The 22,070-nt window shown below is 59.4% G+C and carries 19 protein-coding genes; all 19 read left to right on the forward strand.

Features of this window, described 5'->3' with window-relative positions; all coding sequences use genetic code 11:
- The first annotated feature begins 23 nt into the window (after positions 1 to 23).
- The 19 genes from tssA (at position 24) to EDY99_RS12070 (ending at position 22,070) form a co-directional block, all read left to right on the forward strand.
- The gene (gene tssA / locus EDY99_RS11975; RefSeq protein WP_033643554.1) at positions 24 to 1,055 is read left to right on the forward strand and encodes a type VI secretion system protein TssA; all 1,032 of its coding nucleotides are present in this window, start codon (positions 24 to 26) and stop codon (positions 1,053 to 1,055) included.
- Positions 1,056 to 1,177: 122 nt separating this feature from the next.
- Complete coding sequence (tssB, locus tag EDY99_RS11980; RefSeq protein ID WP_015378282.1) at positions 1,178 to 1,714, forward strand: type VI secretion system contractile sheath small subunit; 537 nt, start codon at positions 1,178 to 1,180, stop codon at positions 1,712 to 1,714.
- Between the two features lie 3 nt (positions 1,715 to 1,717).
- A complete protein-coding gene (tssC, locus tag EDY99_RS11985) occupies positions 1,718 to 3,223 on the forward strand; it encodes a type VI secretion system contractile sheath large subunit (protein WP_004934958.1) in 1,506 nt (501 codons plus the stop codon).
- Positions 3,224 to 3,527: 304 nt separating this feature from the next.
- Positions 3,528 to 4,010, forward strand: coding sequence for a type VI secretion system tube protein Hcp (locus EDY99_RS11990; protein WP_004934962.1), 483 nt, complete (start codon positions 3,528 to 3,530; stop codon positions 4,008 to 4,010).
- Between the two features lie 58 nt (positions 4,011 to 4,068).
- Entirely contained in the window at positions 4,069 to 4,554 is a 486-nt protein-coding gene (locus EDY99_RS11995) for a type VI secretion system amidase effector protein Tae4 (protein WP_071796739.1), read from the forward strand.
- Positions 4,551 to 4,910: a T6SS amidase immunity protein Tai4 family protein gene (locus EDY99_RS12000; RefSeq protein WP_033643555.1), complete on the forward strand. Its 360-nt coding sequence runs from the start codon at positions 4,551 to 4,553 to the stop codon at positions 4,908 to 4,910. The genes EDY99_RS11995 and EDY99_RS12000 overlap by 4 nt, the downstream gene beginning before the upstream one ends.
- 159 nt (positions 4,911 to 5,069) lie before the next feature.
- Positions 5,070 to 5,528: a T6SS amidase immunity protein Tai4 family protein gene (locus EDY99_RS12005; protein WP_060660571.1), complete on the forward strand. Its 459-nt coding sequence runs from the start codon at positions 5,070 to 5,072 to the stop codon at positions 5,526 to 5,528.
- Between the two features lie 12 nt (positions 5,529 to 5,540).
- Positions 5,541 to 5,894 carry a T6SS amidase immunity protein Tai4 family protein gene (locus EDY99_RS12010; protein WP_050594451.1) on the forward strand — a complete coding sequence of 118 codons (354 nt, stop codon included), beginning with the start codon at positions 5,541 to 5,543 and terminating at the stop codon, positions 5,892 to 5,894.
- 62 nt (positions 5,895 to 5,956) lie between these two features.
- Positions 5,957 to 6,718 (forward strand): DUF4225 domain-containing protein, encoded by a 762-nt coding sequence (locus tag EDY99_RS12015; RefSeq protein ID WP_123061779.1) that lies wholly within the window; start codon positions 5,957 to 5,959, stop codon positions 6,716 to 6,718.
- Positions 6,719 to 7,247: 529 nt separating this feature from the next.
- Complete coding sequence (gene tagH, locus EDY99_RS12025; protein WP_060660569.1) at positions 7,248 to 8,975, forward strand: type VI secretion system-associated FHA domain protein TagH; 1,728 nt, start codon at positions 7,248 to 7,250, stop codon at positions 8,973 to 8,975.
- Positions 8,975 to 9,748: a PP2C family serine/threonine-protein phosphatase gene (locus EDY99_RS12030; RefSeq protein ID WP_033643559.1), complete on the forward strand. Its 774-nt coding sequence runs from the start codon at positions 8,975 to 8,977 to the stop codon at positions 9,746 to 9,748. The genes tagH and EDY99_RS12030 overlap by 1 nt, the downstream gene beginning before the upstream one ends.
- Before the next feature lie 29 nt (positions 9,749 to 9,777).
- Positions 9,778 to 10,764, forward strand: a complete 987-nt coding sequence (locus EDY99_RS12035) for a type VI secretion system-associated protein (protein ID WP_123061780.1) — start codon at positions 9,778 to 9,780, stop codon at positions 10,762 to 10,764.
- A 15-nt stretch (positions 10,765 to 10,779) separates the two neighbouring features.
- Positions 10,780 to 11,601: a type VI secretion system accessory protein TagJ gene (locus EDY99_RS12040; RefSeq protein ID WP_033643561.1), complete on the forward strand. Its 822-nt coding sequence runs from the start codon at positions 10,780 to 10,782 to the stop codon at positions 11,599 to 11,601.
- Positions 11,602 to 11,603: 2 nt separating this feature from the next.
- Positions 11,604 to 12,179, forward strand: coding sequence for a type VI secretion system baseplate subunit TssE (locus tag EDY99_RS12045; protein WP_033643562.1), 576 nt, complete (start codon positions 11,604 to 11,606; stop codon positions 12,177 to 12,179).
- Positions 12,180 to 12,183: 4 nt separating this feature from the next.
- Positions 12,184 to 14,070: a type VI secretion system baseplate subunit TssF gene (gene tssF, locus EDY99_RS12050; RefSeq protein WP_033643563.1), complete on the forward strand. Its 1,887-nt coding sequence runs from the start codon at positions 12,184 to 12,186 to the stop codon at positions 14,068 to 14,070.
- Positions 14,067 to 15,137 carry a type VI secretion system baseplate subunit TssG gene (tssG, locus tag EDY99_RS12055; protein WP_046687351.1) on the forward strand — a complete coding sequence of 357 codons (1,071 nt, stop codon included), beginning with the start codon at positions 14,067 to 14,069 and terminating at the stop codon, positions 15,135 to 15,137. Before tssF ends, tssG begins: the two co-directional genes overlap by 4 nt.
- Positions 15,138 to 15,193: 56 nt before the next feature.
- Complete coding sequence (tssH, locus tag EDY99_RS12060) at positions 15,194 to 17,848, forward strand: type VI secretion system ATPase TssH (protein ID WP_123061781.1); 2,655 nt, start codon at positions 15,194 to 15,196, stop codon at positions 17,846 to 17,848.
- A 49-nt stretch (positions 17,849 to 17,897) separates the two neighbouring features.
- A complete protein-coding gene (locus EDY99_RS12065; RefSeq protein WP_033643565.1) occupies positions 17,898 to 19,343 on the forward strand; it encodes a serine/threonine-protein kinase in 1,446 nt (481 codons plus the stop codon).
- A gap of 141 nt (positions 19,344 to 19,484) precedes the next feature.
- Complete coding sequence (locus tag EDY99_RS12070; RefSeq protein ID WP_033643566.1) at positions 19,485 to 22,070, forward strand: type VI secretion system Vgr family protein; 2,586 nt, start codon at positions 19,485 to 19,487, stop codon at positions 22,068 to 22,070.

The raw sequence follows: 22,070 nt of genomic DNA on the forward strand, positions 1-22,070 counted from the left end.
CATCGCTCGTTGAAGGAAATCTTATGGCTATCGACACCGATACCCTGCTGGCCCCGGTTGACGCGGACACGCCCTGCGGCGACAACCTGGAATACGACGCCGACTTTCTGGCCATGGCGCGCGCCGCCACCGGCAAAGCCGAACAGCAATTCGGCAGCACCATCATTCCGGAAGAGGCGCCGGATTGGGTGCAGGTCGAGCGTCTCGCAAGCTCGCTGCTGGCGCGCACCAAAGACCTGCGCGTCATGCTGTATCTCACCCGCGCCTGGACCCAGCTGCGCGGATTGCCGGGCTATGCCGACGGGCTGACGCTGATCCACCAGGCGATACTCCGCTACTGGGATGCCCTGCAGCCGCCGCTGGAGTTCGACGGTGAGGCCGACCCGCTGTTTCGCATCAACGCGCTGGCCGACCTTGGCGACAAGGCCGCGCTGGCCGCCAGCGTGCGCGCCGCGCCGCTGCTGAAAAGCGCCGCCGGTGAAATCTCGCTGCGCGATGCCGGCGCCCTGCTCGACGGCAGCAAGCAAGAGTGCCCCAACTTTCCCGGCGGCCGCGCACGGCTGCAGGATGAGCTGGCGCAACAGGATCGCCCCGAAGGCGCGCTGGTGATGCATATCGCCAACACCCTGGCCGCCATTCGCAGCGAAGTCACCCGCCATCTGGGTGAAAGCGCGCTGCCGGAAATGAGCGCGCTGACCAAGGTCTTTTCGCTGGTGGCGCTTGCCGGCCAGAGTGAGGCCCCGGCCGCCACCGAAGCGGACGCCACACAGGAAACCGCCGCTGAGCAGCCACCGGCCGCCGTGCAAAGCGCCTCTGCCCCACTCAACTGGCGCAGCGCGCAGATCCAGTCGCGCGATGACGCCCAACTGATGCTGGACAAGGTGAAAAACTATTTTCGTCTTCATGAGCCAAGCCACCCGGCGCCGCTGATGATCGATCGGGTACAGCGACTGATTACGCTGGACTTTATGCAAATCGTCCGCGATTTGGCGCCCGATGGGCTTAACCAACTGGAGACCATTCTCGGTCGCCCCGACAACGAGGAGAACAGCTAGCCGCCGACTTTTGTTCTCTTGACGACACCCGATACCGTCTGCCCCTGCGCAGACCCGAATCAGAACCTGACTCTCCCAGCCGGACGAGGCGCGTTCCCAATCGCCATTAGATGGAGTAAATCATGTCAAACTCGAAATCCCGCAGCGGGCAGAAATTCATCGCCCGCAACCGCGCGCCGCGCGTACAGATTGAATACGATGTCGAAATTTATGGCGCAGAGCGCAAAATCCAGCTGCCGTTCGTGATGGGCGTGATGGCGGATCTGGTGGGGAAAGCGGTCGATCCGCAAGCCAGCGTGGAGGAGCGCAAGTTCATGGAAATCGACGTCGACAACTTCGACGAGCGCATGAAATCGCTGAAGCCGCGCGTCGCTTATCAGGTTGACAATACCCTGACCGGCGAAGGCAAGCTGAACATCGATCTGACCTTCGAAAGCATGGAAGACTTCTCCCCCGCCGCTATCGCCCGCAAGGTCGACGCGCTGGACAATCTGCTGGACGCCCGCACCCAGCTTTCCAACCTGCTGTCCTACATGGACGGTAAAAACGGCGCCGAGGAGCTGATCTCCAAGATCCTGCAAAACCCGGCGCTGCTGAAATCCCTGACCGACGCGCCGAAGCCGGCGGTTAACGATGACAACAACGAGCGTGAGGATTAATCGATGAGCAACTCGCCTCAGCAACAGAATGCGTTGCAAACCACCGAGACTTTTTCCAGCGATGAGTTCAGCGCGCTGTTGAACAAAGAGTTCCGGCCGAAGACCGATCAGGCCAAAGAAGCGGTTGAGAACGCGGTGAAAACTCTGGCGCAGCAGGCGCTGGAAAATACCGTCACCGTTTCTTCCGACGCCTACCGCACCATCCAGGCGCTGATCGCGGAAATCGACGAAAAGCTGTCGCAGCAGATCAACCAGATCATACACCACGACGATTTCCAGAAGCTGGAAGGCGCGTGGCACGGCCTGCACTACCTGGTCAACAACTCTGAAACCGACGAGATGCTGAAGATCCGTTTCATGAGCATTTCCAAGCAGGAGCTGGGCCGCACGCTGAAGCGTTATAAAGGCGTCGGCTGGGATCAGAGCCCGATCTTCAAGAAAATCTACGAAGAAGAGTATGGCCAGTTCGGCGGCGAGCCCTTCGGCTGCCTGGTGGGCGACTACTACTTCGATCACAGCCCGCAGGACGTGGAGCTGCTGGGTGAAATGGCCAAGATCGGCGCCGCCTCGCACTGCCCGTTCATCGCCGGCACTGCGCCAAGCGTGATGCAGATGGAGTCCTGGCAGGAGCTCTCCAACCCGCGCGATCTGACCAAGATTTTCCAGAACACCGAATACGCCGCCTGGCGCAGCCTGCGCGAATCGGAAGACGCGCGCTACCTGGGCCTGGTGATGCCGCGCTTCCTGGCGCGCCTGCCGTATGGCATCCGCACCAATCCGGTGGACGAGTTTGACTTCGAAGAAGATACCGACGGCGCGACCCACGGCAACTACACCTGGACCAACGCCGCCTACGCCATGGCCGCCAACATCAACCGTTCGTTCAAAGAGTTCGGTTGGTGCACCGCCATTCGCGGAGTGGAATCCGGCGGCGCGGTGGAGAACCTGCCGTGCCATACCTTCCCGAGCGACGACGGCGGCGTGGACATGAAGTGCCCGACCGAGATCGCCATCAGCGATCGTCGCGAAGCCGAGCTGGCCAAAAACGGCTTTATGCCGCTGGTGCACCGCAAAAACTCCGACTTCGCCGCCTTTATCGGCGCGCAGTCGCTGCAGAAGCCGGCGGAATACTACGACGCCGACGCCTCTGCCAACGCCCAGCTTTCCGCGCGCCTGCCATACCTGTTCGCCTGCTGCCGCTTCGCGCACTATCTGAAGTGCATCGTGCGTGACAAAATTGGCTCCTTCCGCGAGCGCGACGATATGGAGCGCTGGCTGAATGACTGGATCATGAACTACGTGGACGGCGATCCGGCCAACTCATCGCAGGAAACCAAGTCGCGCAAACCGCTGGCCGCGGCGGAAGTGCAGGTGGAAGAGATCGAAGACAACCCGGGCTACTACAGCGCCAAGTTCTTCCTGCGCCCGCACTACCAGCTGGAAGGCCTGACCGTCTCCCTGCGCCTGGTGTCGAAGCTGCCTTCGCTGAAGCAAAACGACGCGTCCTGATGGACTGGAGTCAGGCCGCGATCGCGCGGCCTGGCTGATACATTAACCTCATCGTCAGCCTATCGCAGAAAACCCGGATCGCATGTGGAACCAAGATAACGCGAAATAATTAAGCATTGAGCCATTAGCACTTAATAGTGGCTCGGTAACCCGTACCGATAGTTTTCGGTATTTAAGAAGGTGCATGGCACAAGGATATAAATTGGTAATGCATTACCACACTTGCAATTCCTGCTGCTATTACCTGAGTTTTTCAACGTAACGTTAATACTACTGTTAACCCTTAATAAAGAGTGAAGAAACTATGGCTATTGATATGTTCCTGAAAGTTGAAGGTGCCAGCGGCGAATCCAAAGATTCGAATCACAAAGGCTGGACCGACATTACTTCTTTCTCCTGGGGCGCCTCTCAACCAGGCAATATGGGCGTTGGCGGCGGCGGTGGCGCCGGTAAAGTGTGCTTCAACGATCTGCACGTCAACGCGCTGATCGACAAGTCAACCCCGGCCTTGCTGAAACACTGCTCAAGCGGCAAACACCTGACCAAGATTGAGCTGTCGGTTTGCAAGGCGGGCGGCACCCAGGTTGAATACGCAAAAATCACCCTGGAAGACGTGCTGGTCACCGCCGTGCAGTACACCGGTGCAGGCGGCGAAGACACCGTGGGCGTCACCTACTCCTTCCAGGCGGCGAAAGTGAAACAGCAGTACTGGGAGCAGAGCGACAAAGGCGGCAAAGGCGCCGAAAGCAGCGCAGGTTGGAACATCAAGGAAAACCGCGAAGCTTAATTTGTCTGCCCCCGGCTACGGCCGGGGGTTCATAACATGGATACAATGGAGAGTCAGGATGAAAAAACCTCTATTTGGACCCGCATGGATTCGTTTTTCTGAAGTCAATATCAATGTAAAAAAAGTGGGTGCATTGATTGGTGGAAAAGTAGAAAGCAATATTGAAAACGGTATTTTTGAAAATGCTTGTCCTATACGAATGAGTTATGTACTCAACTATACAGGCATACCAATTCCCTCTAACTCCGGTTATGCGACTGTGTCTGGTAAAGATAAAAAATGGTATCTTTATCGTGTTAACGATATGATTCTCTTTTTAGAAAAGAACTTCGGCAAGCCTGATATCACGGTGAAATCCCCTACCCCAGCTAAATTCTCAGGTAAAAAAGGGATAATGGTTATACAAGGAAATGGCTGGCGAAATGCCAGAGGACATGTCACATTATGGAACGGTGACATTTGCTCTGACTCTTGTCATTTCATGGGGGATCCTGAGAATGGATCTTTTGTTCCTGAAGTCGCATCACTTTGGATATTAAAATGAAGACTACCCACATCGCCCTTGCTCTTCTTCTCGTTTCTCCTATGTTGCTGGCGGAAGATATAAAAATAGAAAACTTACCTCAAAGCGAAATTTATGAAAATTGGCTGATTAGCCGCTGCATTGGGAAATCTACTGACTCAGAAAAAACCAAGCAAGATGCCTTCCGTTCCGCTTCCGCCTATTTAGAATTCAGTAAACTCCCCATGGATGCATTCGAACAAGGCGAAAAACTGGCTGAACAGTACGCAAATAAAAATAGTCAAGGATCAGTTAAAGGAAGTTATCATACTTTAGATTGCCTTTCGCTGCAGAGTTCCAGTGAGGCTAAAGCCATCTTCGAACGTTACTCTAATTAATAATTAATATTGTAAGTTGCAATTTTATAAAACCATCAACTTAAGAAAATTAGAGTTTTATTAATTATTTTCACTGGGTATTAGCCATCAAGCATTGAGATACTCATGCGCTGGTTATGTATTACTCTGCACAAACCATACGGATTTTGGAGTGTTGAGATGAAAAAAATCCTTATCTCCTTTTTTTGTCTATATGCCACTTGTGCTATAGCGCAGAAAAATCAAGAAGAGTCGATTGAAAATTGGCCGCCGCAAGCGGCATACAGAAGCTATTTGCAAAACTACAAGGATATTGCTCTAACCTACTGCATTTCCGTCGCTTATAAGACATCACCAGAGGCTAGCAAAGATGCAATTGCCTCATCGAATGGTATCGATGCTTGGTCATACTATGCAATTCGTGATGAAGAATCCCCTATCATCAAGCTGACAAAGCAGTATTTGCAAAAGAATTACAATGCTAAGGATGGGAAAAGCCGTTTAGACTTAATGAAGTGCATGGATATGTACCATAGTAAAGAGCTTGACAAACTTGCGAAAGATTATGTGCAGCGCCCTAATGATAATTGGGTGAAAGACAATCCGGACAGAGTAAATGAAAATCCTCCTCGGAAATAACCAGTGAAAAAAATCTCACTGACTGTGGCCATCGCCGCAACGTTGAACGTCAATGCAGCGACAGAAATTGACTATTCCCCTGCTGAGTACCTCAAAAACTACGCGCTTAGCGTCTGTATCGCCGAGGGGTACTCAGCAAAAGAAGTCAAAAACGATGCCGCAGCCGCTGCTCGGGGTTACATGGAGTTCGGCGATTATTCTCTGGAGGCGCATACCGCCGTCAGGGCGCTGGCAAAAGAATTTCTGGCAAAGCCCTATGACAGCATGTCTGGGGAGCCGATGACGATGGCCAAGTGCATCGATCTTGTACATAGCCAAGCGTTGCAAGCCATCATCAAGAAGTACCAAGGGAAAGACGACAACTGATAATAAATACGCATCCTTACATATAATAAATGTTAGTTTAGAAAAATAGGAAAGGAATCCTGATGCAATACAAAACAAAAGCAGATCTGGATAGATCTGTCGATGAACTAAAAAAACTATCAAGAACGTTTTCACGACAGTATCTATACACCAACGAATCAAGAGCTAATTTCTCACTGGAAATAGACCAACTTATTCAGTTTGCACAAAGGGATATCAGTATACACTGCACATCCTACGCTGGGGCAATCAGTATAATTGAAGAGGAAATCAACAACCTCAAACAACAAGAATTCAACATTAATACAGGTAAAGCCAAGCTCTTTGTCGCAATAAAAAAAGAAAAAAGAGAAAGATTTTCAAACCTGGTGATGAAACAAGTTGGTTTTGTCAGCGGCGGCTCTCAGATATTTGCCGGAATCGGAACCTGTGCACTTTCTGCAGGCATGGCCTGCGGGGGCATTGGCGTACCGTTAATGGCTCAAGGAGCAAATAATGTTTACGAAAGTGGCTATTATTTACTTTTCAGAAAAGATAAGGTTGGCAGTATAAGAGAGGCATACCACTACGCGGCTAACTATCTAGGTTATAATAAAAATGAAGCTGACATCGTTTATAGTTCCGTTGACATATCACTATCCGGGTACGGTATATTTAGCAAGTCATTAAGACCTGACTCTTGGCGGTTGTTTAAACACATAAACAGCGATTATATTATTGGATGGAAAAAACTTGGCACGGTTCCATTAGGCGCAGAGGTTTTTTCCAATGCCATAACTGGCTATGGAATTTACAAATTAATCGATGAGGAAACAAAACAGTGATCGATGACGTCACGCTTTCCACCTACTCTTACTCATTTGTGTTTTTATACTTTTTCCTGTCAGTCTTAGTATTTGTCGGGCTTTATCACCTAAAACAAAAAACCAACAATAGAAAATCCTATTCCCTTTTTGTGATAGCTACCACAGTAAATTTATTTGCAAGCATCATCCAAGGTTTAGTATTTAACTATGGTTCTGAGATACTGGATCCAATTCTCAATATAAAATTTCAAGACTATGATGAGGTGTGGTACGCCAGTATTATATTCGCCCTTACTTACCTGTCTCAATTACCAACTAACCTCTATTACAAAAGAAAGACTAAGAATAATGCGAATAATAGCAAAGACATCTCCTGACATATACAGCCTCACGTTATTACATTGAAGTTTTCGACCATATAATGCGTTAGCCAAAGAATTTAGTCACTCACATTCAAAGCTCTCTCTTAGGAAAGAAATCAAGTCAAACTCATCCAGTTATCGAGTTTCACTGTCTGGCCATAAGATCTAATCAGCAGGAATGCCTTATGCGATTTTCCATTGTAAAAAATAAAAGCGGCCAGGTTCCGCCGCAAAGCAGTTGCGATTTTCTGCCGCCGGGCGGCACCATCGGCCGTAGCGTGGACAACAACCTGGTGCTGCCGGACGAAGAGCGCGCCATTTCCCGTCTGCAGGCGATCGTGCACATTTCCTCTGACGGCGAATGCCGCATCACCAATCGCGGCAACGTCACCCGCGTGCTGCTGAACGATATTCCGCTGGAGCGTGGCCGCCAGGTTGAACTGCAGGATGGCGACGTGCTCGGCATCGACGATTACCAGATTGAAGTCAGCGCGCTGCAACAGCACGCCGCGCCGCAGGCTCAACCGGTGGCCAAGGCCGTTGCCGCTGCTGCGGCCCCTGCAGCCGCCGCCAAAGAAAAATCCGCCGCGCCGATCCCCAACGAAATCTGGGACAGCCTGGTGGAAGAATTTACGCCGAATGCGTCGGCCGCCGTCACACCGCCGCCGGTAGCCAATCCAGACAGCCATCCGCTGCTGGATACCCCCGCTCGCGAGCTGAACCCGGCCGATCCGCTGGCGCAGCTGGCGGGCGATGTCGATCTGCGCCAATTGCAGCAACAGCAAACCGATCCGGCCGCCCTATTCAACACCGACTCCACTTTTGAGCGTGAGCATATCCTGGCCGACACCACCCCCAGCGCGCTGCTGGCGGAGCAGGCTGCGCCACCGCGCCCGGCTCCCCCCGTCCAGAATGCGCAGCAACCGGAACAAGAGCTGGATCCGCTGGCGCTGTTCGGCGGTTCATCCGCGCCCGCTTCGCCAGAGACGTTAAACAGCAACGACCCGCTGGGGCTGTTGATGGGCGGCGCCGTGCCGCTGGCTCAGCCGGAGGAACCGGCACAACCGCCGTCCCCACCACCGGCGCCGATCGCCGCACAACCGCAAGCGCCGCGCCCTCAACCGACGCCGCCGCCGGTGCAGAGACCCGAGCCGCAGCCCCAACCCGCACCGCAGTTCAGCCAGCAGGAACCGCCTGCGCAACCTCCGCGCCCGCGCCAGGGCAACCGCTTGGGCATCGATCCGGTCGCCTACCAGTCCGCCCAGCGGCAGCACGCCGCCGCGCCGAATGGCGACACCTTGGAGGGGCCGCTGCTGACGGCGCTGTTGCAAGGCCTCGGTCTCGACGATCTGCAGCCGCAGCCGCATTTCGACGAACAACAGATCCGCCAGGCCGGCCGCCTGCTGAGCCTGTTCTCGCAAGGCACCGTCGCCCTGCTCTCATCCCGCTCGATCCTCAAGCGCGGCGTGAAGGCTGAGATGACCATGATCCTCGACGAGGCCAACAACCCGTTCAAACTGCTGCCTTCGGGGAAAACGGTGCTGATGCAGATGTTCGGCAGCCAGATGCCGGGCTTTATGCCGCCGGAACAGGCGGTGCGCGATGCGCTGATCGACCTGCAGGCGCACCAGCTGGGGATGATCGCCGGCATTCGCGCCATCATCGCCGCCATGCTGCAGTCGTTCAACCCGGAGCGCCTCGAAGAGGAAGCGCGCAAGGAAGGCGTGGCGCCGCGTCTGTCGCTGCCCGCCAACCGCAAGGCCGCGCTGTGGGACTACTTTGTGAAGAACTATCAGCAAACCTCCGGCGAGATCGAGGACGATTTCCACACCCTGTTCGGCGAAGCCTTCCTGCACGCCTATGACGTTGAAGTGAATCAATACAAAGACTCACAGACCAAACCGGACGCGTAATGAATATCACCATAGCCTCTACCTCCAATCAGGGCGGCCGCGCCTCCAACCAGGATCAGACCGGCGAGGTGCTCGGCAACCGCGCCGCCTGCTTCGTGGTGTGCGACGGCATCGCCGGCTTTCCGGGCGGCGATATCGCCGCCAAACTGGCGCGCGACACCATTTTGCAAAACTTCGACGGCGAAAAGCACCTTAACGCCCAGAGCATTCGTCAGCACATTACGCGCGCCAATGCCGCCATCCACCAGCAGCAGCGGCAGTCGGACGAATACAGCAAGATGGGCACCACGCTGGTCAGTCTGTTTATCGATCGCGATTACCAGCTGGCCTACTGGGCGCACGCCGGCGACAGCCGCCTGTACCTGTTCCGCCGCGGCTACCTGCATGCCGTCACCACCGACCACAGCCTGATCCAACAGATGCAGGACGCCGGTTATCAGACCAACGGCATCAACAGCAACCTGCTGTATTTCGCGCTGGGGCTCAACGAAGAGCGCGACGCCACCTACAGCGACGTGCTGCAGCTGGAAGACGGCGACGTTTTCCTGCTGTGCACCGACGGCTTCTGGCACAGCTTCAGCCAGGCCGAACTGGAACAGTCGCTGCACATGGTCAACTCCCCCAGCGAGTGGATCGCCCTGATGCAGCAGGCATGGAAGAAAAACAATAACAGCGATAACTACAGCGCTATCGCCGTCTGGATTGGCTCACCGCAGGAAACCACCCTGCTGCATTCGCTGGCGGATGCGGAACGGTTTCTCATCCGCGACTGAGTCGGCGCACATTCACAGCAAGGTTCACTATGAAATACTGGATGCCGGGGCTCGTCGCCCTGATGGCGGTACCGACCGCGCAGGCGATGAACTATCGCCTGGTTTACTCCCCCAGCCAGAAGCTGGAAGTGTTTATTGATGACGTCAAGAACAGCAATCCGGAAAGCTGGTGCGGCAAAAGCATCCCGCTGCGCATCGTCTCAGCGCAAGGCAAAGATCCGGCCGTGTTGAACGACTTTCTGCCCCGCGTCGGCAATCTGCTGGAAAAGCAGTGCCCAAAAGCCGGTCATCTGCCCTGGACGCTGACCGACAAGCGCGGTGAGAAGCTGGCGACCGGCGAAGCCGCCAAAGCGCGCGGCTGGAAACCGGTGGTCAAACAAGAGACCGCCGAGCAGCCGCAAACCCCGCCGCCGCCGACCATTCCTGCGGCGGTGGCCGTCACCTCTGCGCAGGCGGACACCGCACCGCCACAGCGTTTTAGCCTGCCGCAGGGCTGCCACTTCCGCACCTTCTGGGGTGACGAAGCCACCGGCGGCGCGCTGTTCATTCCCGCCGGCGACGCGCTGCGCTGCGGCGAGGACGGCTGGCTGCAAGGCAGCGGCGCGGTCACGCTGCAACACGGCGGGCAAACCCTCTCGCCGACGCTGTGGTTCCTGCAAGGTTACCCGCTGGCGAAGATCAACGACGGCGATCGTGCGCTGACCGTCGTCAGCGCCAACGCCCAACGGCTCATTTTAGGCGGCAACCCGCAGGCGCCGGGCAGCTTCCTGCTGCTGACCTTCGAACCGCAGTTGCACGCCTGGGCGTTCAACGGTGAAGCGATCGTTGAAATGCCGCGTGTCGACGCCGCCGACGAGACCAAGATCAAACAGCGCGTGCAGCAGGCGCAAACCGCCTGGCAGCCGCTGCTGAGCGCCGCCGCCCCGCTGACCTTCAAGCTGGTGGAACAGTTGGCCGCAGACCGGGTCGATCCCGCCAGCGGCAGCTACCTGTCGGTTAACGGCGCCACTCACTGATTATAAGGAAAGCCTGTGAAATCATTAGCAAGCATGCTGCAAGGCCAGTCGATCGCCGCGGCCATCACCGCCGTCGAGAACGATATCAAGGCAAAACCGGCGGATGCCGACCTGCGCGCCGCGCTGGTGCAACTGCTGTGTCTGAGCGGCAACTGGACGCGCGCCAACGCGCAGTTGAAATCCTGGCAGGCGCTGAAACCGATCGCCCAACCAACCACCTTGCTGCTGATGCAGTCGGTCAACGCCGAGCTGCAACGCCAGGCAGTATTCGCCGGCACGGCCGCGCCGACGCTGCTGCGGCAGGCGCATCCCTGGCTGAAACTGATGGTGCAGGCGCTGCATCAGGATGCGCAAGGGGCGGCCGAGCAGGCCCAGACGCTGCGCGATGAGGCGCTGGAGGCCGCCCCGGCCGGCGCCGGGCGGTTAATGTTGGCCGAAGGCGACCAAGAGCGGCAGCTGAGTTTCGACTGGCTGACCGACGGTGACGGCCGCCTCGGGCCGGTGTGCGAGCTGGCGCTCAACGGTGTTTACTACTGGGTGCCGTTTGCCGACATCGCCGCGATCCAGTTCCAGGCGCCACAGAGCGCCATCGATCTGGTGTGGAGCCATGCGCTGGTGCGCCTGACCGATGGCCGCGAACAGGTATGCCAACTGCCCGCCCGTTACCCGCTGCCCGAAGGCAGCGACGACGCGCTGCTGCTCGGCAAACGCACCGAATGGCAACCGCTGGGCGACGGCGCCCACTATGCGGGGCTGGGCCTGAAGACCTGGCTCAGCGAAAGCGACGAATTCCCGCTGCACAGCCTGCGGCAGTTGAGCTTCGACGCGAGCGCCTGACCATGAACGACAAGCGCCCCCCCCACTATGACGGCGGCGATCTGCGCCGCCAGGGCTATCGCTCTCGTCAGGACAGCGAACGCCTGACTTCACGCGACAAAATGCAGCCGGTGCTGCTCGATATGCTGACCGACGACGAACCGCAGAAAAAGCAGGAGGCGCAGGTGCGCAACCTGGTGTCGCACAGCGAGCTGCGCCGCCGGGTATTGCGCGATTTGCAGTGGCTGTTCAACTGCGTCAACAGCGAATCCAATCTGGATCTCGGCGATTTTCCGCAGGTGCGGCGTTCCACCCTGAATTACGGCATCGCCTCGCTGGCGGGCAAGCGCATGTCGGACATCGAATGGCTGGACATTCAGCGCGCGCTGACCGATTCCATCCTCCATTTCGAGCCGCGCATTCTGCCCGACGGGTTGCAGGTGCGCTGCATTTCGGACACCGGCTCGCTGGAGCTGCACAACGTGCTGTCGATCGAAATCAAGGGCCGCCTGTGGTGCGTGCCCTATCCGCTGGAGTTTCTGTTCCGTACCGACGTGGATCTGGAAAACGGCCACTTCGATCTGAAAGACATAGGGTAAGGCGATGGACAGTAAACTGTTAGATTATTACAACCGCGAACTGGCCTATCTGCGTGAGATGGGCGCCGAGTTCGCCGAACAGTACCCGAAGGTCGCGGGCCGTCTCGGCATGCGCGGCATCGACGTGGCGGACCCTTATATCGAGCGTCTGATGGAGGGCTTCGCCTTCCTCACCTCGCGCGTGCAGCTGAAAATGGACGCCGAGTTCCCGCGCTTTTCTCAGCGCTTGCTGGAGATCATCTACCCCAACTACCTGTCGCCGACGCCGTCGATGGCGATCGCCGAGCTGCAGCCGGACAGCAGTAAAGGCGATATCAGCAACGGCTTCGTGGTGCCGCGCGGCACCATGATGGACAGCCAGACGCTGAAGAAAAGCGGCATCACCTGCAGTTACACCACGGCGCATGACGTCACGCTGCAGCCGGTGCGCATCGCCGGCGTCGAGCTGGGCGGCATTCCGGCCGATATTCCGCTGGCCTCGCTGGGGCTGCAGCACAGCGGCTGCGTCAGCGCGCTGCGCATTCGGCTCGAGTGCTACGAAAGCGTGACGCTCAACAACCTGCAGCTGGACCAATTGATGTTTTACCTGGCCGGGCCGGACATGCAGGCGCAACAGCTGCTGGAGTTGCTGATGCAGCACAGCGTCGGGCTTGTCTGCCAAACGGTGGAGGCTCAGCCGCAGCGGCGGGCGCTGGCGTTGGATGGGCTGCGACAGGAAGGCTTCGCCGCCGATCAGGCGCTGCTGCCCAACGATCTGCGCAACTTCGAAGGCTACCGGCTGCTGCAAGAATATTTCGCCTTCCCGGCGCGCTTCCAGTTCTTCAGCGTCAACGGCCTGCGCCCGCTGTTGCAAAGCGTGCGCGAAGGGAAAAAGGCGCTGCGCCAGTTCGAAATCGTGGTGCTGCTCGATAGGCACGACGCCGCGCTGGAACGGGTGGTCGACGTTGCCCATTTGGCGCTGCACTGCACGCCGGTGATCAACCTGTTTCCGAAAGTGGCCGAACGCATCGCGATCAACGAAAAGAACCACGAATACCATCTGGTGGTCGACAATATCCGGCCGCTGGATTACGAAGTGTTTTCGGTGCAGCGGCTCGGCGGCAGCGCCAGCGAAAAACGCTACGAGCAAGAGTTTCGGCCGTTTTACAGCACCCTGAGCGCGGACGATGGCAACTATGGCGCCTACTTTTCGCTGCGGCGCGAACAGCGCACCCTGTCGGAACACGCCCGCCGCTACGGCACCCGCACCGGCTATGCCGGTTCGGAAGTGTTCGTATCGCTGGTGGACGAACGGCAGTCGCCGTGGCACAGCGATCTGAAATACCTCACCGCCGACGTGCTGTGCACCAGCCGCGACCTGCCGTTGATGCTGTTGCAGCAGGATCAGGGCAATTTCGTGATGCCCGATTCAATCCCGATCAAGCAGGTCTCGCTGCGCAAAGGCCCTACGCCGCCGCGTCCGGCGCTGGCCGAAGGGATGATCACCTGGCGGTTGATCAGTCAGCTGCAGCTGAATTACCTCAGCATGATGGACGGCGATCCGGAACAGGGCGCTGCCAGCCTGCGCCAGCTGCTGGGGCTGTACGGCAACCTGAGCGAGCCGGCGATCGCCAAACAGATCCAGGGCGTGCGCCACTGCAACCTGCGGCCGGTCTATCGGCGAGTGCCTGAACCCGGCCCCATCGTGTTCGCGCGCGGCATCGCCATCGATCTGACGGTCGATGAGCAGGCGTTCTCCGGCAACAGTCCTTACCTGCTCGGCAGCGTGCTGGAGCGCCTGTTCTCGCGCCTGGTGGCGATGAACACCTTCACCGAGATGACGCTCTCCAGCCAGCAGCGCGGCGAGATCGCCCACTGGCAGGCGCGCATGGGCAAAAGGACGCTGATATGAACGCGGAGATGATCGCCACCGAACTGGCGCCGCCGCAGATCAACGCGCTGTATCGCCTGCCGGACGACTTCTGGCCGCGGCTGCGCAGCGCGCCTTACAAGCACGATCTGTTTCAACTGCTGCGGCGCATCGACGCCCAGGGCGGCCAACCCTACCTGCTGGGGCGCGCGCCGCTGCCGCGCCACGAGATGCTGCGCCTGGGCCAGGAACCTTCGCTGTCGTTCGCGCCGTCCACGCTGGCGCAGGTGACGCCGCGCGCCAACAGCCCGCTGCACGACGTATCGATCTTCAGCTTCGGCCTGTTCGGCCCCAACGGACCGCTGCCGCTGCACCTGACCGAATACGTGCGCGAACGGGTGTACCACCATCAGGACACCACCCTGCTGGCGTTCACCAATCTGTTCCATCACCGGCTGACGCTGCTGTTTTACCGCGCCTGGGCCGACGCGCAGCCGACGGTATCGCTGGATCGCCCGGACAACCGGCGCTTCGACGAGTACCTGTCGAGCCTGATCGGCATCGGCCAGCCGGCGCAGCAAGAGCGCGACAGCATCAACGCCCACGCTAAACATTTTATGGCCGGTCATCTGATTCGCCACAGCCGCGATCCGGAAGGCCTGAGCAAAATTTTGCAGCAGTATTTCAAGGTGCCGGTGCGCATCGTCGAAAACGTGCCGCACTGGCTGCGGGTGGAGCCGCGCGAGCAGGCGCGGCTCAAGGCCGGACGCGGCGCGCCGCGGCTCGGCGAGTCGGCCTTTCTCGGCATCGCGGTGCGGGATATCCAGCACAAGTTCCGCATCGAACTGGGGCCGATGCCGCAGCAGGACTATGACCGCTTTCTGCCCGGCGCCGATCTGTGCCGGCAACTGCGCGACTGGGTGCGCCAATACCTGGGCATCGAGTTCGTCTGGGAAGTGCGCCTGATCCTGGCGAAGGAACAGGCGCACGGCATCCAGCTCGGCGGCGTGCAGCGATTGGGCCTGAGCAGTTGGCTGGCCGACCATCGGCGACAGCGCGATCTCGACGATCTGATCTTCAGCCCTGAACCGCTGGAAAACCCGTTCTGACCCTATTTCGGCCGGCGCCCTGCGGCGCTAGGCCACTCTGAGACCTGAGGAAAACCATGTCTGAAATCAGCCGCTCGGTATTATTCGGCAAACTGGATAGCCTGTTATTCACCTCTCTGGAAAGTGCGACGGCGTTTTGCAAGCTGCGCGGTAACCCCTACGTCGAACTGGCGCACTGGCTGCATCAGCTGATGCAATCGCCGGACGGCGATCTGCAGCAGATCGTTCGCCACTTCGCGCTGGACGAGGCGCAGCTGGCGCGCGACATCGTCGAGGCGCTCGATCGCCTGCCGCGCGGCGCCAGCGCCATCTCCGATCTGTCCGAGCACATCGACAGCGCGGTAGAACGCGCCTGGGTCTATGGCTCATTGAAGTTCGGCGCGGCGCGCATCCGCGGCGGCCACCTGCTGCTCGGCATTCTGAAAACCTACAGCCTGCGCCACCTGCTGAAGGCCATTTCCCCGCAGTTCGAGCGCATCAACGCCGATCTGCTGATGGAACAGTTCGCCGCCATTACCGCTCACTCGGCGGAAAACGCCCAGGACGCGGCGGCGCAAAGCAGCGCCGAGCCCCTGCCCGGCGCGGCGCGCAGCGGTGAAAGCGTGCTGGCGCAGTATGCCCAGGATCTGACCGCCAGAGCGCGCAACGGCGAGATCGACCCGGTGGCCGGCCGCGATGAAGAGATCCGACAAATCGTCGATATTCTGATGCGCCGCCGCCAGAATAACCCGCTGCTGACCGGCGAGGCCGGCGTCGGCAAAACCGCCGTGGTGGAAGGCCTGGCGCTGCGCATCGTGGCCGGCGACGTGCCGCCGCAGCTGCGCGACGTGAAGCTGTGCCTGCTGGACATCGGCATGCTGCAGGCCGGCGCCGGCGTCAAGGGCGAGTTTGAAAAACGGCTGCAGGCGGTGATCGACGAAGTGCAATCCAGCCCGACGCCGATCATCCTGTTTATCGACGAAATTCACACCCTGATCGGCGCCGGCGGCGCCCAGGGCACCGGCGACGCCGCCAACCTGCTGAAACCGGCATTGGCGCGCGGCCAACTGCGCACCATCGGCGCCACCACCTGGTCGGAATACAAGAAATACATCGAGAAGGATCCCGCGCTCACCCGCCGTTTCCAGGTGGTGCAGGTGCACGAACCGAGCGAAGACAAAGCGCTGCTGATGCTGCGCAGCACCGTCAGCCCGCTGGAGCAACACCACCGCGTGCTGCTGCTGGATGAAGCGGTGGACGCCGCGGTGCGGCTGTCCCATCGCTATATTCCGGCCCGCCAGTTGCCGGACAAGGCGGTGGCGCTGCTGGATACCGCCTGCGCGCGCGTGGCGGTCAGCCAACATGCCGAGCCCGCCCAGGTCGAAGACTGCCGCCACCGCATCGATGCGCTGCAGATAGAGTTGGATATCGCCCGCCGCGAGGCCAAGGTCGGCATCGGCGATCCCCTGCGCCCGCAGGAGATTGAAGCCCAATTGACCGCGCTGCGCCAGGAACTCGAACAGTTGACCGAGCGTTGGCAGCAGGAGCTGGCGCTGATCCAGCAGATCATCACGCTGCGCGCCCAACTGCACGCCCAAGAAGAGGCGAGCACCGACGAAGAGACGCAAACGCGCCCTGATGCCGACGCGCTGCGCGCCCAATTGGGCGAACTGCAGCAGCAGCTGAGCGCGCTGCAGGGCGAAGCGCCGCTGATCTTCGCCGCCGTCGACGCCAACATCGTGGCGGCGGTGGTGGCCGACTGGACCGGCATCCCGCTGGGCCGCATGGTGAAAAACGAGATTGAAGCGGTGCTGCAGCTCTCCGACACCCTGAATCAGCGCGTCATCGGCCAACGCCATGCGCTGGATCTGATCGCCCGCCGGGTGCGCACCTCACGAGCGCGGCTGGACGATCCGAACAAACCGGTCGGGGTATTCCTGCTGGCCGGGCCCTCCGGCGTCGGCAAAACCGAAACCGCGCTGGCGCTGGCGGAAACCCTGTACGGCGGCGAGCAGAACGTCATCACCATCAACATGAGCGAATTCCAGGAGTCGCACACCGTTTCGACGCTGAAAGGCGCGCCGCCCGGCTATGTCGGCTACGGCGAGGGCGGCGTGTTGACCGAGGCGGTTCGCCGCCGTCCTTACAGCGTGGTGCTGTTGGACGAGATCGAAAAGGCGCACCCGGACGTACATGAAATCTTCTTCCAGGTGTTCGACAAGGGCTGGATGGAGGACGGCGAAGGCCGTCATATCGATTTCCGCAACACCATCATCATCCTGACCTCCAACGTCGGCACCGATCTGATCGCCGGGTTGTGCAGCGATCCGGAGCTGCTGCCGGAGCCGGAGGCGCTGAGCGGCGCGCTGCGCCAACCGCTGCTGTCGGTGTTCCCGGCCGCCTTGCTCGGCCGCCTGCTGGTGGTGCCATATTACCCGCTGACCGACGCCACGCTGGGCAACATCGTGCGCCTGCAGCTGGGGCGCATCCAGCGTCGCCTGGCGGAGAATCACGACATCGCCTGCACCTTCGACGACGCGGTCATCGAGCAGATCGTCAGCCGCTGCACCGAGGTGGAGTCCGGCGGCCGCATGGTCGACGCCATCCTGACCAACACCCTGCTGCCGCAGATCAGCCACACCCTGCTGACCGGCAGCGCCAACGACCAGCGCTATCGCCAGTTGCATATCGCGCTGCAGAACAACGAATTCATTTGTCAATTTCAGGCATAACGCCGCGGCCGCCGAGACGGCGGCCCTTTGAACACAGAGAGTCATCACTATGTCGGGAACCGGGATAACCAAACCGAATTCGAACAGCCTGCCGAGCGGCTATCGATTCAATGAATTCGAGATCCAGGAAGCGATCGGCGAAGGCGGCTTCGGCATCGTCTACCGCGCCTACGATCACCAACTGGAACGTACCATCGCCATCAAGGAGTACATGCCAACCTCGCTGGCGAAACGCAACGACGATCTCAGCATCGGGCTGCGCGGCGAACGCTTCGGCAAAACTTTCCAGGCCGGGCTGAACAGCTTTATCCAGGAGGCGCGTCTGCTGGCGCGCTTCTCGCATCCCGGTCTGCTGCACGTGTTGCGCTTCTGGGAAGAGAACGGCACCGCCTATATGGGCACCCAGTTTTACAGCGGGACCACGCTGAAAAACCTGCAGGCGCAGCAGCCGGAGAAAATCGACGAGGCGTGGATCCGTCGGCTGCTGCCGCCGCTGTTCAGCGCCATCAACACCATCCATCAGGAAGGCTATCTGCACCGCGACATTTCGCTGGATAACATCCAGATCCAGGAGAGCCAGCTGCCGGTGCTGCTGGACTTCGGGTCGGCGCGCAAAGAGATCGGCAACCTGTCGGACGAAACGGAGATCATGCTCAAACCGGGCTTCGCGCCGATCGAGCAGTACACCGAGAACAGCGACGGCGAACAAGGGCCGTGGACCGATATCTACGCGCTCGGCGCCGTGCTGCACACGCTGATCGTCGGTTCGCCGCCGCCGGTCAGCGTGGTGCGCAGCATCGAAGACAGCTACCAGCCGCTGACCGAGCGCCGCCCCGCCGGCTACTCGCCGGAGCTGCTGCGCACCGTCGATCGCGCGCTGGCGCTGAAGCCGGAAGACCGCCCGCAGACCATCGACGAAATGGCCGAGCTGTTGCATCTGCCGATCGCCGATGAAAACGAAATCATCAGCACCCCGGCCGCCGCGCCGGAGAACTTGCTGGTCGCCGCCAACCCGGCCGCCGCTGCGGCCGCAGCCGGCACCGTTACCGCGCGCGGCACCCAATTCTCGCGCCCGATGATGGCCGGCGCCGGCGTCGCCGCGCTGCTGGTGATCGGCGCGATCGCCTGGCTGAGCGGCGGCAAGGACGATGCCCAGGCCGTCGCTCAAAACAGCGAGGCGTCACCGGCGCAGAAAACCCTGACGCAGCAGCCGAGCGCGCCGCAAACCGCGCAGCCTGCGGCGGCGGAACCTGAAAAAGCGGCGCCGCCGGCGCAACCGGTGGCGTTGGTGTACTTCAAACTGCAACCGGGTGAGCAGGTCAGCCTCGACGGCAAGCCGCAGCAGGTGACGCCGGGCGAAAACGGCTTCGCCAGCCTGAACCTGGCGCCGGGCCGCTATCAGCTGGAGATCCGTCACAACGATCGGCTCCGCCGCCAGCAGCTCAGCATCGACACCGCCGGCACCTGGCTGGTTAACCCGGCCACTGCCGGCTAATCCCGTTCTGAAACTCCGCCTCGGCGGGGTTTCCCCTATTTCATGAGACTGACGAGCAACTGCCCCCTCATTGGCCGCGCGGCAAGGCCGCTGCAACGCCGGAGTATGCAGGGCATGACGTCAATCACAGAGGACGTTCTCATGTTGGATCGCATTATTGCGCACACGCCGCTGGGCCAGGAGCAACTGCTGTTTCGCTCGCTGGACGGTATCGAAGCGCTTTCCACTCCTTTCGACTTCTCTATTGAATTGCTGAGCACCGACGCGCGCCTCGATCGCAAAGCGCTGCTCGGCCAACCGCTGACGCTGGAAATTCCGACCCAGGGCTTTCTCAGCGCCCCGCGTTACCTGAACGGTAAGATCACCGCCATCGCCGTCAGCAGCGAAGAGATCGGCGGCACGCGCTACGCGGTGTACAACCTGCACGTGCAGCCGGACCTGTGGCCGATGACCAAAGACCGTAATTTCCGCATCTTCCAGGAACAGACGGTGCCGCAGATCGTCAAGACCCTGCTGGCGGAGCACAACGTGCAGCTGGAAGATCAGCTGACCGGCGACTATCGTCTGTGGGGCTACTGCGTGCAGTACAACGAAAGCAGCTTCAACTTCATCAGCCGCCTGATGGAGCAGGAGGGCATCTATTACTATTTCAAACACGAAATGGGCAAACACACGCTGGTGCTCGGGGACGCCCCCCACCATCACCAGCCCTATCCCGGCTATGAGATGATCCCCTACCACCTGACGCCGTCGGGCGGCAGCACCAGCGAGGAAGGCATCAGCCAGTGGACGTTGTCCGATCGCGTCACGCCGGGCATCTACAGCCTGGACGACTACGATTTCCGCAAACCGAACGCCTGGCTGTTCCAGGCGCGGCAAAACCCGGTCTCGCCGACGCCGGGGCAAATCGACGTTTACGACTGGCCGGGCCGCTATACCGAGCATCAGCAGGGGGAGTTCTACGCCCGCGTGCGCCAGGAAGCCTGGCAGGCCGAACATCAGCAGATCCGAGGCACCGCCACCGCCATGGGCATCGCCCCCGGCAGTACCTTCACGCTGTATAACGCCCCGCATGCCGACGACAATCGCGAATATCTGACGCTGCAGGCCAGCTACCATCTGAAAGAGAATCGCTACGCCAGCGGCGACGATCAGAGCAGCGAACACCGCATCGACTTCATCGTCCTGCCGGCGGACGTGCCCTGGCACCCGCCGCAGCAGGCCACCTGGCCGAAAACCCACGGACCGCAGACCGCCCGGGTGGTCGGCCCGGCCGGCGAATCGATTTGGACCGACAAATACGGCCGCATCAAGGTGAAGTTCCACTGGGATCGCTTCGGGCCGAAAGACGACGGCAGCTCCTGCTGGGTGCGCGTCTCCAGCGCCTGGGCCGGCCAAGGCTACGGCGGCGTGCAGATCCCGCGCGTGAACGACGAAGTGGTGGTGGACTTTATCAACGGCGATCCGGATCGGCCGATCGTCACCGGGCGCGTCTATAACGAAGCCAGCATGCCGCCGTGGGCGCTGCCGGCCGCCGCCACCCAGATGGGCTTTATGAGCCGCACCAAGGACGGCACCGCCGACAACGCCAACGCCCTGCGTTTCGAAGACAAGGCCGGCGCCGAACAGGTGTGGATCCAGGCGGAGCGCAACATGGACACCCAGGTGAAAAACGATGAAAGCCACACCATCGCTAACGACCACACGCATCTGGTGGGCGGTAACCAGATCAAACGGGTGGTGCTTAATCAGGCGACCGGCGTCAAAGGTGAATCCTCCGCGCTGACCGGCAAAACGCGCAGCGACGCCGTGGTCAATGCCTTTACCCTCGGCTCCGGCGAATCGCTGCGGCTCGAGTGCGGCGAAAGCGTGATCGAACTGCTGGCGGACGGCCAAATCAACATCACCGGCACCAGTTTCAATATCACGGTAAAAGAGGATGGCGCGATCAACACCGGCGGCCAGCTGGATCTCAACCAGCCTGGCGGCGCCGCGCGCACCGCCGCACCGGGCGGTGGCCATCAGGCGGCAATCCAGAGCGCCGTCGATCAGCTGTTCCCGAACGAGGAGGCGAGTGGTACGCCGGGAAAGCCGGTTAACGCCGCCCCTCGGGCGGCGGCAGCGGCGCCGGCATCTATCACGCAAAATGCTCAATCGACAACAAAACCCGGCAGAATTGATAATCGGGTTGTTGAATCGGTCATGGCCTCTGAAGGGAGTGCTGGAGAACAAGGTGGGCGCCGTGAGTTATACGGATTCAGAAAAGGAAATGGCAATGCTTATGACAAAATCCTTGCTGCTCGTAACCAATACGGCCAAGGCAGCGCTGAAGAGTTTGAGGAAGTATCCAAAGCAATGAGCGCATCAGCGAAGTCTGCAGGTGCACTGAACTTTTCTGATCCAGGAAAACAAGGGGCAATAACTTCATTGGCACATATGCGTGGCTCATCTGGCGCACAAGCGATCCTGAACTCCATGGAGTCCGGACGAATAGTTAAGGCTGATACCTTAACGTCGGAGGCAATAGCCAAAATTGAAAGTATGTCGGCGGAAAGCTTTCAGGATAATTTACTTAAAGCTCGGGTAGAATACGATAGAGCAATATATGGAGATACCATCACGACGCAGGGTGGTAAACAGTACAACTGGTGGGCACGTTATGGTAATGGCCTTCAAAAGCGGTATGCCCGGGAAGCAGAAGAATTTTTAAAATTATCAAACGAGTGA

The organism is Serratia sp. LS-1, assembly GCF_003719595.1.
Lineage (GTDB): Bacteria > Pseudomonadota > Gammaproteobacteria > Enterobacterales > Enterobacteriaceae > Serratia > Serratia ureilytica.

Coding starts and splice junctions, on each gene's coding strand:
- tssC (WP_004934958.1), top strand. CDS start 1,718: ATGAGCAACTCGCCTCAGCAACAGAATGCGTTGCAAACCACCGAGACT.
- EDY99_RS12030 (WP_033643559.1), top strand. CDS start 8,975: ATGAATATCACCATAGCCTCTACCTCCAATCAGGGCGGCCGCGCCTCC.
- tssH (WP_123061781.1), top strand. CDS start 15,194: ATGTCTGAAATCAGCCGCTCGGTATTATTCGGCAAACTGGATAGCCTG.
- tssF (WP_033643563.1), top strand. CDS start 12,184: ATGGACAGTAAACTGTTAGATTATTACAACCGCGAACTGGCCTATCTG.
- EDY99_RS12045 (WP_033643562.1), top strand. CDS start 11,604: ATGAACGACAAGCGCCCCCCCCACTATGACGGCGGCGATCTGCGCCGC.
- EDY99_RS12065 (WP_033643565.1), top strand. CDS start 17,898: ATGTCGGGAACCGGGATAACCAAACCGAATTCGAACAGCCTGCCGAGC.
- EDY99_RS12035 (WP_123061780.1), top strand. CDS start 9,778: ATGAAATACTGGATGCCGGGGCTCGTCGCCCTGATGGCGGTACCGACC.
- EDY99_RS12000 (WP_033643555.1), top strand. CDS start 4,551: ATGAAGACTACCCACATCGCCCTTGCTCTTCTTCTCGTTTCTCCTATG.
- tssA (WP_033643554.1), top strand. CDS start 24: ATGGCTATCGACACCGATACCCTGCTGGCCCCGGTTGACGCGGACACG.
- tagH (WP_060660569.1), top strand. CDS start 7,248: ATGCGATTTTCCATTGTAAAAAATAAAAGCGGCCAGGTTCCGCCGCAA.
- tssB (WP_015378282.1), top strand. CDS start 1,178: ATGTCAAACTCGAAATCCCGCAGCGGGCAGAAATTCATCGCCCGCAAC.
- tssG (WP_046687351.1), top strand. CDS start 14,067: ATGAACGCGGAGATGATCGCCACCGAACTGGCGCCGCCGCAGATCAAC.
- EDY99_RS11995 (WP_071796739.1), top strand. CDS start 4,069: ATGAAAAAACCTCTATTTGGACCCGCATGGATTCGTTTTTCTGAAGTC.
- EDY99_RS11990 (WP_004934962.1), top strand. CDS start 3,528: ATGGCTATTGATATGTTCCTGAAAGTTGAAGGTGCCAGCGGCGAATCC.
- EDY99_RS12015 (WP_123061779.1), top strand. CDS start 5,957: ATGCAATACAAAACAAAAGCAGATCTGGATAGATCTGTCGATGAACTA.
- EDY99_RS12005 (WP_060660571.1), top strand. CDS start 5,070: ATGAAAAAAATCCTTATCTCCTTTTTTTGTCTATATGCCACTTGTGCT.
- EDY99_RS12070 (WP_033643566.1), top strand. CDS start 19,485: ATGTTGGATCGCATTATTGCGCACACGCCGCTGGGCCAGGAGCAACTG.